Below are 14,696 nucleotides of genomic sequence, written 5' to 3'. Positions count from 1 at the left end.
CCCCACTTTTCCCCACTTGGGTGCCTACTTGCTATTATAAAAAAAAATCCCGCATTTGTATGCAGGATTTTTTCGTTTATTTTTTTACCGGGAAAGGACGGGGTTCGCAGGTTATTCGACCCAGCTGTCCAGGTATGCTTTTTGTTCTTCTGTCAATTTGTCGATGCCGATTCCGAGCGCCTCGAGCTTGTACTGTGCCACCATCGCGTCGAGTTCGTACGGCACGTTCAGGACGTGCTTGCCGATCGACTCGTACTGCTTGTTGACGTACTCCAGGGAGACAGCTTGCAGGGCGAATGTCATGTCCATGATTTCTGCCGGATGTCCGTCCCCTGCTGCCAGGTTGACCAGGCGGCCTTCTGCCAGGAGGTACAATTTTCGACCGTCAGCCATGACAAATTCCTCAATGTCTTTGCGGACGATTCGCGTGGATGTCGACAGTTGTTTCAACTCCACTTTGTTCACTTCGACATCAAAGTGTCCTGCGTTGGACAAAATCGCGCCATCTTTCATCACTTCAAAATGCTCTTTGCGGATGACGTCGCGGTTTCCGGTCACGGTTACGAAGTAGTCGCCGTGCTTTGCCGCTTCGCTCATCGGCATGACTTCAAATCCGTCCATGTACGCTTCGACCGCTTTGATCGCGTCGATCTCGGTCACGATTACTTTTGCACCCAGGCCTTTGGCGCGCATCGCCACGCCTTTTCCGCACCAGCCATAGCCGACTACGACGACAGTTTTTCCCGCCACCACAAGGTTGGTCGTGCGGTTGATGCCATCCCAGACGGATTGGCCTGTTCCATAACGGTTGTCAAACAAGTATTTGCAGAAAGCATCGTTGACGGCGACCATCGGGAATTCGAGCTTGCCCTCTTTTTCCAGCGCTTTCAGACGCAGGATACCGGTCGTCGTCTCTTCCGCGCCGCCGCGTACTTGTGCGAGCAGGTCGCGACGCTCGCTGTGCAGGATTGTCACCAGATCTCCACCGTCGTCGATGATCAGATCAGGGCGTGTTTCCAGAGTCTTGATGAGGTGCTCCTTGTACTCGGCTGGGTCCGGATTGTACTTGGCGAAGACGCGGATGCCGTCCTCGACCAGCGCCGCGCAGACATCGTCCTGCGTGGACAGCGGGTTGGAGCCGGTAATCGTCACTTCCGCACCGCCCGCTTGGACTACTTTTGCCAGGTAGGCTGTTTTCGCTTCCAGGTGAAGAGAGATTGCCACTTTCAGTCCTGCAAACGGCTTTTCTTTCTCAAAACGCTCGCGAATCCGGTTGAGCACTGGCATATGCTCTTTTACCCAGTCGATTTTGAGGTGGCCGTTATGCGCCAAACCCATATCTTTTACGATGCTTTCCGATACTGTGTTCATGTATGAAATGAAACCTCCTTTGTCATCGAGAAAAACTTCGCCTCTATCATATCATACGCAAGTACAGGCATCATCCCTTTTTCCTGTTCACACCAAAAAACAAAGTGCAGCGAATTACGCCTGCTTTGCCAGCCGCTGTACGTCCAGTTGCTTTGCGGACAAGAGCTCGAGAAAATAGCGCAGCGCTTGCGGCATCCATTTTTTCTTGTGGTAGACGAGCTGGCGGTAGACCCGGACATCGGGATGGGAAAAGGGCAGAATCGCCAAGCTGCCGTTTTTCACCTCTTCGACAACGGCGATTTTCGGGACCAGCGCGATGCCCAGATCGTAGCTGACACATTGCTTGATCGCTTCCATGCTGCCGAATTCCAGCGAGGAGTTGACGCTGGCTCCGGCTTCACGCAGTACAGTCTCGATCATCGTGCGGTAGCTGCAGCCTGCCTCTGTAAAAATCCAGTTTTCTCCGGAAAAATCGCTCGCCTCCACCCGCTTTGCCTGGGCCAGGCGATGGCCGGGTGCGGTGATGACGACCAGCTCTTCTTCGCCCAGGTCGACGTGGATCAAATCCGGATGCTCGTGCCGCTGGTCGAGAATAAAGGCGAAATCGTATGTCCCATCTTTCACCCCAAGGCGCAGATCGGCACAAATTCCGGGGTGGAGCTGGACGCGCATCTGGGGATGCTCCTTGCGAAAGATTTGCAGGTAGGGCGGCAGGTAAAAGGCGGCCAGCGATTCGACCGTGCCAACACTGAGTGTGCCGGCCATCTCTGCGTGATCCGACAGTTGCGCCTTCGCTTCATCCAGCATCGCCAGCAGTTGTTCGGTGTAGCCAAGCAGCACCTCCCCGGCGTGGGTCAGCCTGATCTTGCGCCCCCAGCGTTCGAACAAAATCACGCCGAATTCGTTCTCCAGATTTTGAATCTGCGTCGTAATGCTGGACTGGGCGTAGCCCAAAACTTCTCCGGCTCGCGTAAAACTTTGCCATTTGGCGACCTCGCGAAAGGTTTGCAAGTAGCGCGTATCCATGCTCTTCCCTCTCTTTCCATCGGAAATATCGATTGTAATTATCTAATATTATAGATAACACCGATCTTTCTGTCTATGCTACGCTAACCGTACATTTTCGATGAACAGTGAGGGAATTCGCTATGAAAAAAATGGTCGCACACTCTGCCGGTCTGACAAAGACGCTGGGACTGCCGCAAATCGTCGCCTTGTACATCGGTTCGGTGCTTGGCTCCGGCGTACTGCTGATTCCCGGGATGGCGGCCGAAACAGCCGGCCCTGCCTCGATCCTGGCCTGGCTGCTGATGTCCGTCCTCGTTTTGCCGATGGGAATTACGATGGGCTTGCTGTCCGCCCGCTACCCCAGTTCGGGCGGCGTCTCCTCTTTTGTGCGGAAGGCTTACGGAGACCGGTTCGGGACGATGACAGGCTGGTTCTTTCTGCTGTCTGTCCCGCTCGGCGCACCGATTGTCAGCGTCACTGGCGCGCATTACATCGGCGTGCTTTTCAACTGGGGTGATACACAGACGTACATCTGTGCAGCTCTGATTCTGTTGACCGTGCTGTGGATGAACCTGATCGGCCTGCAAGTGGCAGCCCGCTTGCAGACGATTGTCATCTCCCTGATCGTGTCGATTCTGATCCTCGCCGTGATGGCTGCCATTCCCCACGCCTCGGCTGTCCACTTCACGCCGTTTGTGCCCAACGGCTGGATCAGCGTCGCCCAGGCTGCCGGTTTGATGTTCTGGTGCTTTATCGGGTGGGAAGCGGTCACCCATATGTCCGGGGAGATGGTCGATACCCGCCATGCGATTCGCGGCGTCTTTTGGAGTGCGGGCTTGATTGCGCTTTTGTACTTTTCCGTCGCGTTGATGACCGTAGCCACCCACAGCTACGGAAACGGAATCACCGCCTCCTCGCTGAGCAATATGATCCAGCTGTCACTCGGGCCCGTCGGAGGCTGGTTTGTAGCTGTAGTTGCGCTATTTATTTGTGTCGCCTCGACCAATGTGTACGTCGGCGCCGCCTCGCGCATCGCCTATTCGCTGGCACAGGAGAAAGTCGCTCCGCGCTGGTTCGGGATGCTCCATTCCCGCTACCGCACCCCTGTCGGTGGTCTGCTGTTTCTGACGATCTGCTTCTTCTTCGTCCTGCTGGCGCTGTTTTTCCGAATAGTCAGCCTGTCCGATCTGCTGGAGCTGCCGAACGCTACCTTTATCGCCACGTACATCGGCGGTTGTCTCGCCGGAATCAAACTGCTGCGCGACAGCCTGTCAGGCAAAATCGCCTCCTGGATCTCGCTGATCTGTACGCTCGGCTTGTATCCTTTTCTCGGCTGGGCTGCCTTGTACCCACTGCTCGTCGTCGTCGCTGTCCTGCTTTTTTCCCGTACCAACACGCGCCCGAAAGGCAGCATCTCTACCTAATGAAAGGCAAACCAGGCAAATGAAACGGGGCTTTCCCTTCGTCGATGCTGACGATCCGGGAAAGCCCCTTTTATACGATGTGTGGTCTTTTTTTGCCTACTCGTCTTTTCCGATCAAGCGGAATGTCCGGCTGTCTGCGGAAGAGAGGTAAAACGTCCGGTCCATGCTGCCCATTCCCTCGCCCCCATAGTATTGCACCGTCATCCGGTACTTGTCCCTGCCGATGCGGGCGTAATAAATCAGCTCGTTGAACTGGGGCATGCGGGCGGGATCGTACAGCTCGTACTTCAAAAAGGAGAAATGCTCCTGCAAAAACTTCTCGCTGACCGGGAGATTGCGCTCTTGCACATAGCCGACCAGCTCATCAAAGCGCCGTATTTTCTGCGTTTCCAGTGCATCCTTGACAAAGTTTGCAACAGTGTTTGCCATCTTCCGTCTTTCGTCCTCGCTGACGTCGCCTGGAAACAGCTCCGCAATCTTGTCCTTCAAGCGGGAAGCGAGTACGACCGCCTGCGCTCGGCTGACTTTCTCCTTGGGACGAAAGGTTCCGTCCGGATAGCCCGTCATCATGCCGAGCTTGTACGCCGGATAGGCAATCATCACTGCTTGTGTGTTTTCCACAGGCAGGTCAGGGAAAAACTGCGATTTGGTCGCCCGGTACTTCTCTCCCTCCGACTGCTGCCCCAAAGCTGCCAGCATGATCCGCGCACCTTCCAGCCGATCCAGCGAATCCCCGGGATTTCCCGAAGCCATTATTCCCGCCGACAGCAAGTGCAGGTAGGTCCCCTCAGACCAGCGTCCTTTTACCCTGGCCATATAGGACGTCTGCTCAAGCTGCGCCTTGTTTCGTCCCGGATAGGAGGGAATGATCCGCTCGACGATGGCGAGAAACTCTTCCTGGGTAATGGACTGATCAGGACGAAACGTGCCGTCAGGAAATCCGCGAACCAAGCCACTTGTCACCGCCGCTGCGATTTCCCGGGAAGCCCAGTGGCCGCTCGTATCCGAAAAGGCGGTCTTCTCCTGTGCCGTCGCCGGTATCGCGCTGCCGACAGACAGCCCGCTTGCGATACAGGTGAACGCGAGAACGTGCGCAGCGATTTTTTGTCCGATTTGTTTCCACTTGTTTCGCATTCCAATCCTCCTACATCCAGCACTCCTGTCCTACGTAGGACGCAGGAATTACCGAAAATGTTTCAGGACAATAGAAGGAAGGGGTGGAAGTTTTTACAACCAAAAAATTTGATGGCTGCCATCCAGGGCAAACGGAGCCTCCACGAGCTGGTCGGCAAGCGTAAGGCCGTGCTTGTTGGCAAACGAGAAAAACGACAGTTTCCGCTCCTGCCAGCCGCCATCCGGCAGCAATGCCGCCTCGATCCGCCGCACCCGGTGCCAGGCGACATCCTCGCGCTCGTGCAAGGAACGGATGAGCCGCTCTTCCAAAAAGCTGACCTGCTCCAGCAAAAACGTCGTATTTTTCCCGGCGAGTCTCTCCATCCCCGGGTCCAGCTTCACGACTTCCTCGACCAAAGGACGGTAGACGGCGAGCAGCGCTTCACGAGTCTCGGCAAACTTCTGTTCCAGCGGATGGCGAACCTGCTGCGCTTCCCACGTGCGCTTCCAGTCGGCAAAGCCGGTCAGCACCTGCTCCATGCGCAGGTCAAAGCCATTCAGCAGCCTGCCCAGCGCACCTTCCAGCAACGTGACAGACATGCGCGGCACCACGATCGGCAGTTGCAGCCCGCAGGCAGCAAATACGTCGCGATAATACGCCCAGTACGCCACTTCGCCCGTCCCGCCGACAAAGGCGAGCGTCGGAAACAGATGCTCCTGCATCAAGGCGCGAGAGACCACATTGGCGCTAAAGCGCTGCGGGTCTGCCTCCAGCAGGCGAAGCAGCTCTTCTTTCGTGTAGGAGGCACGCCGGTTGACGAAGCGGTCTGCGTAGCGTTCCAGCAGCAGTCGCTCTCCGTCTTCGTAAAGGAACAGATTTGCCTGGTTTTCTGCCACCTGCAACTGCTTCGGATAGCCTGCTGCCTCCAGCCGCTCCTCCGCTTTTCCCAGCAGAAGGGAAATCTCTTCGTTTTGCTCGATCACCTTGCGAAACATCGGGCGCTCCAGCTCCCGGACGAACGGCAGCGAAGATTCCACCAGCACGAGCCCGTGCTTGCCAAACAACCGCGCCATGATGCGGGCGAACCAATCCGCCATCGATGTCGCGGCACGAAGTGTTTCCTCCAGCAGGGCGCGGATCGACGGCGTATGCTCTGTCTGCGTATGGGCATGAAAAAATGCTTCCAGAAACCGCTGACAGGCCTCTTCGTCCACAGGAAGCTGGCTCGCCGATTTCCTTCCCTTTTTTTGCAGCTCTACTCGTTCCTTATGTACGCCTCTTTCCTGATCGATCAGCCAATGCAGATGATCGATTTCATCGATGTCGTGATCTTCTCCGGCGATCCAAAAAACAGGAATCACCTCGGTCTGCAATTCAGCCGACAGTTTTTGCGCTGCCTGAATCAGATGTACCGCCTTGTGAATCGTATACAGCGGACCCGTCAGCACGCCTGCCTGCTGTCCGCCGATGACGACGTAAGTGTCCGGACATCGCAGCGCCTCAATCCGCTTCAGTGCTTCCGGATGATTGTCCACGCTTTGATTGTACGTATATAATCCATCCGCCAACCGCTCCCGATGGGGAAAAGCCTGACCACGCAGCCAGTTCAGCCGTTCCCGATACGATGCCTGCTCGTAGGGATGATAGCCGAAGCATGCGACTGCCGATTCTTTCCCCAGTACGTAATCATGTGCCAATCGGTTGGCCAGCGGAAGCCTTACGCTCATTACTTTCATTTACAAGCTCACCTTTCTTGAGGCCATGGTCAAAGCAAATTATAACACGCTCCTCTGCCATAAAAAACAAAACAACCCACCTGAATGGGTTGTCAAAGTGCAGGAATGAGCGTATTCTTTAAAATTGTGGCGGGGTGACGGACCAGATAAGCACCGCTTCCTCGTCTCCGGAATTTTCAATCAGGTGATTTTTGGCGCTATCAAAGGAAATGCTGTCTCCCGCTTCAAGAACGTATTCCTCGTCGTTAAAGCGGGCGGTTACACTTCCTGTGATGACGGTGAAGCACTCTTCGCCATCCGATTGGACAAATTTGTCTGCGACCGCTTGGCCTGGCTGCAGCCGGACCTCGAGCATTCCCAGCTTGGCGCTTCCACCCATAGAGAGCAACGAATACGTACCTGTAGATTCAGGGAAGACCAACTGCCTGCGTTTTTGCTTGCGCGTCACATGCACCTGCTTTTGGTCAATATCCTCAAAAAAGTGGATAATCGGTGACTCGAGCGCTTTGGTGATCTTCCAAAGAGAGTCGAGGGACGGTTGTGAAATCCCCCTCTCTACCTGGCTGAGCAGACCTTTGCTGAGCCCGGTCTTGCTGGCCATGATCTCCAGCGTAAAACCACGTTCTTTGCGAATCATACGAATTTTGTGTCCGATTGTCTCGATGGGAAGTCGCATATTTCCAACCTTCTTTCTACTCGGATATCAAAACGGTTATGTATGAACATCTGCGTTTTTACACGACACTCATCGTCTTCACTACGCCGGTCGTAATCAACAGTACATAGATGAATCCGAACAAGAGAAACGACAATCGCCATGCGGAAAATCCGGCTTTTTTCAGGGAGAGCTTCCCTTTCCATTTTATCTGCATCCAGCCCAGCAACGCGATCAGCAGGAAGTAAACAGAGAATACCCACCACCAGCCCGATACCGACTCCGGCCATATCTCTCTGTACGCGACGACAGTAGAGCGAATCAACAGGAGATTCGTAACATTGACTGCCCACCTGCAGGCCAGCCGCTTGTCCCGCTTCCAGGCAAAAATCAGCAGATAAGCGATCGGAAAACCGAGAAATGGGATAACGGTAAGCATGCCCCATAAGAAAGACCAGATCGATTCCAACACGGTCATGTACTGTCGCCTCCCTCCTTCTCAGTTCCCAGGCAAGTTTTGAGAAGCACTATGCGAAGCAAAGTTTCATGCAACGGAGTCGGGATACCAGCTTCTTTCCCTTTTTGTACGAGAAAGCCATTGATTGCTTGCACCTCCGTCTGCCTGTGCAGCTTCACATCCTGCAGCATGGAGGATAGATTTCGGGAAGTATTTCGGCAAATACTGCCAATTTCCTGCCAATCCGACTCCCCTATTTTTTGGCCGCAGCTCGCTGCAACAGCAGATGCTTCCACAAACAATTCCCGCATCAGCACGTTTGTATGTGAATTTTCAAGCAATGCGCCGTTTGGAATTTCAAAAATTGCCGTCAAAGGATTGATCAGGGAATTCGCCAGCAGTTTTCGCCAAGCGAACGGCTCGATGGAGCGCTCGTAAATGGTGTCGATCCCGGCAGCGTTGGCTGCTCGGACAAAAGCGGACATAATCGAGTCTTGCTCCTGCCGCTCCTGCCACGGTCCGACTCGCAGGGCGCCTTTTCCCGTGTGCTCTACTTCGCACTCATGGATGCGCCGTGCCCCCTCTGTATGGATCCCGTAAAAGCATCTCTCCTCAGGCAATACTTGCGTCAGCAGCTCATGGTGTCCCATGCCGTTTTGCAAAGCGAGCACGCGCGCATGGTCAGGCGTGTCGCGAAGCGCCGGCAACAAGCCGGGCAAATCGTTCTGTTTTACCGTCAGCACGTACAAGTCCGCTTCCGGCAAACCATCGCCTGCAGGGCTTGCCTCGACCGGAACCAGGACTTTTTGCCCATCCAGTTGCTTGAACAAAAGTCCGCTTTCGCCAAGCTGTTCCGCCTGCCGTGGACTGCGCGTCACAATCGACACAGACAGACCGCTCCGAACGAGTCTCGCAGCGTATAACAAGCCTACAGAACCACCGCCAACCACAACCGTACGGAAGTGAATTGCTGCTGCCTCCATTTGTTCACCTACATTAATCAATACTTATTTAAAGAATAGCAGAGTTTAGGAGAATGAGCAATTGATTGGCACGAAAAAGTATCGAAATTATCGCAAAATTTGCTGCTGGATACCCATTGCCTTGCGCTGTTCTTTTTGCTTTTGGCCGGGACAAAAAGGCGGACTGCTTTCGAGGGCGAAAGACAGTCCGTGTGTGTAAACGTCTATACCGGGTAGACAGGGTGCTTTCGTACGGAAAACACCTGGTGTTTGCTTTCGTATACCGCAAAGCGCGAGATCAGCTCGGAGCGAAGTTGGTCCGGAGAAACGATCGCGTCAACGATCAGATCGGAGGCCAGCAGATAGATGTCGATGTCCTCCTGGTACTCCTTTCTTTTTTGGGCGATAAACGCCTGGCGTTCCTGCGCGTCCTCGATCTCATTGATTTTGTTGCTGTAGACGGCATTGACCGCCGCTTCCGGTCCCATGACGGCAATCTGCGCTCCCGGCAAGGCGAGACATACGTCAGGTTCAAACGCCGGGCCTGCCATCGCATACAGACCTGCCCCGTACGCCTTGCGCACGATGACCGAAAGTTTCGGTACGGTCGCTTCCGCCATCGCGGAAATCATCTTGGCGCCGTGGCGAATGATCCCGGCCCGCTCGACCGCAGTGCCGATCATAAATCCGGGCACATCTGCCAAAAAGAGCAGCGGAATCCCGAACGCGTCGCAAAGGGTAATGAAGCGCGCGGCCTTGTCAGCCGAATCGACAAACAGGACGCCTCCTTTTACCCGTGGCTGGTTGGCGATAATCCCCACCGCTTTGCCGTCGATGCGGGCAAGTCCGGTGATGAGTTCCTGCGCAAACAGCTTTTTGATCTCAAAAAACGATCCCTCATCCACCAGCGCTGTAATCAATTCGCGCATGTCAAACGGGGCGTTCTGGTTTTCCGGGACGATCTCGCTGATCGGTCTGGCCGTCGCAAGCGGGGGCTGCGACGATGCGACAGGCGGGCGCTGCGCGAAGTTGGCGGGAAAGAAGCTCAAGTACGCACGCGCCTGGCTGATCGCTTCTTCCTCAGTAGCGGCCAGCACGTCACCGCAGCCGCTGACCGAACAATGCATCCGCGCTCCTCCGAGCTCTTCGAGTGTCACCTTTTCGCCGATGACCATTTCAGCCATGCGCGGTGAGCCCAGGTACATGCTGGCGTTGCCCTCGACCATGATGACGATGTCGCAAAAAGCCGGGATGTAGGCACCGCCGGCAGCCGACGGTCCGAACAGGATGCACACCTGCGGGACTTTGCCCGACAGCTTCACCTGGTTGTAGAAAATGCGTCCTGCGCCCCGGCGTCCGGGGAACATTTCCAACTGATCGGTAATCCGCGCGCCTGCCGAATCGACGAGATAGACAAGCGGCACGCTCAGCTTTTCCGCAGTTTCCTGAATGCGAATGATTTTTTCGACCGTTCTCGCTCCCCAGGAGCCGGCCTTCACAGTGGAGTCGTTGGCCATGACGCACACTGTCTGTCCGTTGATTTTGCCCATTCCCGTGACCACACCATCTGCCGGCAGGTCGCCTGCCTGCACATTGGCGAACAGGCCATCCTCGACAAAAGACTCATCGTCGAACAACAGGCGCAGGCGGTCGCGGACAAACAGTTTGTTCTGCTCCTTGAGCTTGGCGTGATACTTGTCTTCCCCGCCTCGCATGACCTCTGCTATTTTTGCTTCCAATTCCGCATTTCCTCTGCTCATCTGCACCCTCCTATTTCGTCGAATTGCTTCGCCACCTGGTGTGCCTTCAGCACCTTGGAGTCGAGTTCGCGGCCGAGCTGCTTTTGGACGTACAGGCCCGCTTCCAGCAAACGGGTCTGGTCAATCCCGGTGTCGTAGTCCATGCCGTGCAGCATGTATACCAAATCTTCTGTGGAAATGTTCCCTGCAGCCCCTGGAGCGTAAGGACAACCGCCCAAGCCGCCAATCGAGCTGTCAAACGTGCGAATGCCCGCTTCCAGCGCAGCCAGTACATTGGCCAGTCCGGTGCCCCTCGTATTGTGGAAGTGACCCGCCAACTGCCGGGTTGGCACGTCCTGGGCGAGCACTTCGCAAACCTCAAGCACCTGTTTGGGGGTAGCCACGCCGATCGTATCGCCGAGCGAGACCTCATAGACGCCCATCGTGAGCAGCTCCCGGACAATCCTGCGGCTGTTTTCGATCGGCACCTTGCCTTCATACGGACAGCCGAACACGGTCGATACATAGCCGCGTACCCGCATGCCGAGGGCGATTGCTTCCCGAGTGACTTCCTGCAAAACGGGCAACGTATCCTCGATCGACTTGTTGATGTTTTTGCGATTATGTGTCTCGGACGCAGACATGAACACCGCGACCTCGGTCAGCCCGCTCGCCCGCGCCCGCTCCAGTCCGCGCAGGTTGGGGACGAGAGCGGAGTAGACGACTCCCGGCCTTCGCTCGATGCCCGTGAGCACTTCCTCAGCATCTGCCAGTTGGGGAATCCAGCGGGGACTGACGAAAGAGGTTGCCTCGATCGACGTGAGCCCCGCCCCAGCCAGCTTGTGGATCAGTTGAATCTTGACCTCGGTCGGCAAAATTTCGGTTTCATTTTGCAAACCGTCGCGCGGGCCGACTTCGACAATTTTTACCTTCACGCACTATGCCCCCCTTTCCAAGCGAGCGCTCAGTTGGCAAACATACAAAAAACGGGGTTACTCCACTACGAGGATAATATCTCCGTCGTTGACGAAGTCGCCCTCCCGGACCTTGACCTCGCTCACCCGTCCTGCCTCCTGTACGGCAATCGGCACTTCCATCTTCATCGATTCCAGGACGATGACATCCTGCCCGGCGCTGACCTGATCGCCGGCCTTCACCAGCACCTTAAAAACGGTTCCTGCCATATTCGCTGCTACTTGTTTCATCGAATCCCCACTCCTTATTTGACATTTCGTCGTATGTTATTTCACTGTTTTAGACATGCGTTCCTGGACAAACCACGTCGTGTAGTTCCCCTGGACAAACTGCTCGTCTTGCAGCACATCCAGCAAAAACGGAATGTTCGTTTTGATTCCGGTAATCATGTATTGCCCGATCGCTTCACGCGCCCGCTCGATAGCGGCTTGTCGGGTCGCACCGGAGGCGATCACCTTGGCAATCATCGGATCGTAAAACGGCGTCACCTGCGTCCCGCTCTCCACCCCGTCGTCGATGCGCACATCGTCCAGGCGCGGCGCCTGGTACAAGGTGATCGTTCCCGGTGACGGCAAAAAGCTGACCGGATCTTCGGCGTACACCCGCAGTTCAATCGCATGCCGGACGGCTTTTACATCGTCCTGGCGGATGGTAAGCGGCTTTCCGCTGGCGATCTCCAACTGCAGCGCGACCAGATCCATGCCGATCATTTCTTCGGTGACCGCATGTTCCACCTGCAAGCGGGTATTCATTTCCAGAAAGTAAAAATGCTTCTCCTGGTCGACGATAAACTCGACCGTCCCTACGCCGGTGTAGCCGACTGCCTCGCCTGCCCTGACCGCAGCCTGGCAAAGCTGTTCCCGCAGCGCGTCGTCCAAAAAGGGAGAGGGGCTTTCCTCAATCACCTTTTGGTGGCGGCGCTGTATCGAGCACTCCCGTTCCAGCAGGTGGATTACCTTTCCGTGCTGGTCGGCGGCAATCTGCACTTCGATGTGGCGCGGCTTTTCCACGTACTTTTCCACGTACATGTCGTCATTGCCAAAGTACGCTTTGGCGCGGTTGCGCGCTGTCTGAAAAGCCTGATGCAGCTCTGCTTCCTCGCGGCAAATCTGCATCCCGATGCCGCCGCCGCCAGCGCTCGCCTTGAGCATCACCGGATAGCCGAACTCCGCCGCCAGCGCAGCCGCTTCATCCGCCGTGGCAATTGCTTGTTCGCTGCCCGGCACGACAGGGACACCGGCTTGCTTCATCAGCTTTCGAGCGGTCAGCTTGTCGCCCATCTGGCCGATCACTTCCGGTGTCGGACCGATGAACACCAGTCCCTCATCCCGCACGCGGCGGGCAAAGGCTTCATTTTCTGACAGCAATCCGTACCCGGGATGAACAGCATCTGCACCGCTCTGTTTGGCAGCCGCAATGATCGCTTCAACATTCAAATAGCTGTGCGGCACAGGGGGCGGACCAATGTGCAAGGCTTCATCCGCTTCCCGCACGAACGGCATATTCCGGTCAGCGTCGGAATATACAGCTACCGTCGCGATTCCGTGAGCCTTGCACGTTCGAATGATTCTCCTCGCGATCTCGCCGCGGTTTGCAATCAAAACCTTACGCATAAGCATGAACATGACCTCCTTTGTTTTCAGGTATGAAGGACATTTGAAAGCGTTCACATCTTTGGAATTTCCCGAGTATTCGCGTTTGCTGCTTCTTCTATTTTGCCATGAGCGCTGTCATAGTTCTAGGATAATTTTTAAATTTTTACCATGATAACGCAAACATTTCCTGTCCGGCTATTTGTCGATTCGTGAAGAAAACCTCTACCGGATGAGCAGAATGGTGTATAATGTAGATAAGCCAAAGGGCTGTGGAAGGCAAAGCGTTTGAAAGGAGTGGCGAACCCATGTTTGAAGTTAAGCGTTTGCAAATCAACTATAAAACATTGGAGGAATTCCAGAAGTTTCGCGAGTTTGGCCTGGAGGAGCTTTCCATGAAGGAAGATCTGGAGGCAAACATCGTCGAGAACGACTCGGAATCTCCTTTTTACGGCATTTACGACAACGATTTGTTGGTGGCCCGGATGAGCCTCTACAAAATCGATGGGAAGTACGACCGTTACTTCCAGCCAGCTCAAGATTACTACGAGCTGTGGAAGCTGGAGGTTTTGCCCGACTACCGCAAAAAGGACTACGGAACCGCGCTGGTGAAGCACGCAAAAAGCTTCGGCGCCCCGATCAAGACCAACTCCCGTTGTCGTGCAGACGACTTCTGGATCAAAATGGGCTTTACTCCTGTAAAATACAACCCGATTCGCGACCGCGGCGAAAACCCTTATGTATGGCTGCCTGAGGGTGTTGCTTTGCAGGACTAGGTCGCATCAAGCGGACACAAAAAAAGAAGCGGAACTACCGCTTCTTTTTTTATCTATATTTTGTCCTACTTCTCCACACGCTCCAGATTTCCGTTTTCGTCCATTTTGAAAATAGATTTGGACGAATCCTCTTCCTGCAAAAAGGCCAGCTTGCGAGCCCGCTCCATGATCTGCAACAGCGCCCGGTAGTCCTCGTTTACCCCTTGCACCTGCTCCAGCTCCTTCTTGGCACGTTGCGCAGTTTCCGCCAATTCTTTTATTTTTAATTCTTTTCCTTCCAACTCTTGTTCCAATTGCTTGAGGCGCTGCAACAGTTCCTTGTGTTGCTGAAGCGAACGAATGACCGCTTCAATCTGCACCTCCTCGTCACCTGTCTGCTGGGAGGCACGTTGCGGCAGGACCGGTTCTTTCGAAGGCACCGAAACAGCTTGTGCCTCTTCCGGGGTAGGGGTCACGATCCTCCCCATCTTTTTCAATTGCTGGCGTTGGCTCTTGGCTATCATGATCGCCGCGTCGTAACGCTTGCGCACACAACTGTTCCAGCGAAAACCGCAAGCAGCAGCAGTCCTTCCCAGCCGTTGTCCGACTTCTTCAAACGCGGCCAACTGTGTGCCACCCTCGCGAATGTGACGCAGTGTAACCTCTGCCAATACGAGATCGTCGTCTTCAGTCCAAGCGTCTTGTCTGGAAGCTACCATAATAAGTCCCTCCCGTAACCTTAAAAAAGGATGATGTACTTCATCCTATGCTTTTCCCTACTCTTGTAGAATCGCTTTCTACTAGAAAAAGTATGTCCAAGCGAATACATGTTTAAACGGAAGAAACCTTTCTATATCCCAGCCGGAAGTGGGCTGCGACAGTCGGGAAGCCTATGCAGGCAAAAAAAA

The 14,696-nt window shown here is 54.9% G+C and carries 14 protein-coding genes; 2 read left to right on the top strand and 12 right to left on the bottom strand.

Features of this window, described 5'->3' with window-relative positions; all coding sequences use genetic code 11:
* Positions 1-111: 111 nt before the first annotated feature.
* Both ACAF76_RS06875 and ACAF76_RS06870 read right to left on the bottom strand, forming a co-directional pair.
* Entirely contained in the window at positions 112-1,371 is a 1,260-nt protein-coding gene (locus tag ACAF76_RS06875) for an adenosylhomocysteinase (protein ID WP_400163186.1), read from the bottom strand.
* Positions 1,372-1,485: 114 nt separating this feature from the next.
* Positions 1,486-2,397 (bottom strand): LysR family transcriptional regulator, encoded by a 912-nt coding sequence (locus ACAF76_RS06870; RefSeq protein ID WP_400163185.1) that lies wholly within the window; start codon positions 2,395-2,397, stop codon positions 1,486-1,488.
* A 122-nt stretch (positions 2,398-2,519) separates the two neighbouring features.
* On the opposite strand from ACAF76_RS06870, the gene ACAF76_RS06865 reads away from it, so the two are divergent.
* A complete protein-coding gene (locus ACAF76_RS06865) occupies positions 2,520-3,803 on the top strand; it encodes an APC family permease (protein ID WP_400163184.1) in 1,284 nt (427 codons plus the stop codon).
* A gap of 96 nt (positions 3,804-3,899) precedes the next feature.
* Here the strand turns inward: ACAF76_RS06865 and ACAF76_RS06860 are convergent, their stop codons facing one another.
* From ACAF76_RS06860 to ACAF76_RS06820, 9 genes are all read right to left on the bottom strand, one after another.
* On the bottom strand, positions 3,900-4,937 hold the full coding sequence (locus ACAF76_RS06860; RefSeq protein WP_400163183.1) for an S-layer homology domain-containing protein: 1,038 nt from the start codon (positions 4,935-4,937) through the stop codon (positions 3,900-3,902).
* 93 nt (positions 4,938-5,030) lie between these two features.
* Positions 5,031-6,653 (bottom strand): bacillithiol biosynthesis cysteine-adding enzyme BshC, encoded by a 1,623-nt coding sequence (gene bshC, locus ACAF76_RS06855; RefSeq protein WP_400163182.1) that lies wholly within the window; start codon positions 6,651-6,653, stop codon positions 5,031-5,033.
* A 118-nt stretch (positions 6,654-6,771) separates the two neighbouring features.
* On the bottom strand, positions 6,772-7,329 hold the full coding sequence (locus ACAF76_RS06850) for a helix-turn-helix domain-containing protein (RefSeq protein WP_400163181.1): 558 nt from the start codon (positions 7,327-7,329) through the stop codon (positions 6,772-6,774).
* A gap of 58 nt (positions 7,330-7,387) precedes the next feature.
* Positions 7,388-7,786: a DUF3397 domain-containing protein gene (locus tag ACAF76_RS06845; protein ID WP_400163180.1), complete on the bottom strand. Its 399-nt coding sequence runs from the start codon at positions 7,784-7,786 to the stop codon at positions 7,388-7,390.
* On the bottom strand, positions 7,783-8,748 hold the full coding sequence (locus ACAF76_RS06840; protein WP_400163179.1) for a ketopantoate reductase family protein: 966 nt from the start codon (positions 8,746-8,748) through the stop codon (positions 7,783-7,785). Before ACAF76_RS06840 ends, ACAF76_RS06845 begins: the two co-directional genes overlap by 4 nt.
* 203 nt (positions 8,749-8,951) lie before the next feature.
* Positions 8,952-10,487, bottom strand: coding sequence for an acyl-CoA carboxylase subunit beta (locus ACAF76_RS06835; protein ID WP_400163178.1), 1,536 nt, complete (start codon positions 10,485-10,487; stop codon positions 8,952-8,954).
* Positions 10,484-11,401 (bottom strand): hydroxymethylglutaryl-CoA lyase, encoded by a 918-nt coding sequence (locus tag ACAF76_RS06830; RefSeq protein ID WP_400163177.1) that lies wholly within the window; start codon positions 11,399-11,401, stop codon positions 10,484-10,486. Before ACAF76_RS06830 ends, ACAF76_RS06835 begins: the two co-directional genes overlap by 4 nt.
* A gap of 57 nt (positions 11,402-11,458) precedes the next feature.
* A complete protein-coding gene (locus ACAF76_RS06825; protein WP_400163176.1) occupies positions 11,459-11,671 on the bottom strand; it encodes an acetyl-CoA carboxylase biotin carboxyl carrier protein subunit in 213 nt (70 codons plus the stop codon).
* Between the two features lie 36 nt (positions 11,672-11,707).
* Positions 11,708-13,054, bottom strand: coding sequence for an acetyl/propionyl/methylcrotonyl-CoA carboxylase subunit alpha (locus ACAF76_RS06820; protein WP_400163430.1), 1,347 nt, complete (start codon positions 13,052-13,054; stop codon positions 11,708-11,710).
* Between the two features lie 287 nt (positions 13,055-13,341).
* Here ACAF76_RS06820 and ACAF76_RS06815 point away from each other — a divergent pair, with 287 nt between their 5' ends.
* Positions 13,342-13,809 carry an N-acetyltransferase gene (locus ACAF76_RS06815; RefSeq protein ID WP_400163175.1) on the top strand — a complete coding sequence of 156 codons (468 nt, stop codon included), beginning with the start codon at positions 13,342-13,344 and terminating at the stop codon, positions 13,807-13,809.
* Positions 13,810-13,874: 65 nt separating this feature from the next.
* Here ACAF76_RS06815 and ACAF76_RS06810 read toward each other — a convergent pair whose 3' ends face one another.
* Positions 13,875-14,507 carry an RsfA family transcriptional regulator gene (locus ACAF76_RS06810; RefSeq protein ID WP_400163174.1) on the bottom strand — a complete coding sequence of 211 codons (633 nt, stop codon included), beginning with the start codon at positions 14,505-14,507 and terminating at the stop codon, positions 13,875-13,877.
* Positions 14,508-14,696: the final 189 nt, after the last annotated feature.

The organism is Brevibacillus sp. TJ4 (genome assembly GCF_044627595.2).
Lineage (GTDB): Bacteria > Bacillota > Bacilli > Brevibacillales > Brevibacillaceae > Brevibacillus.
This window is presented reverse-complemented; position numbering and strand designations above follow the sequence as displayed.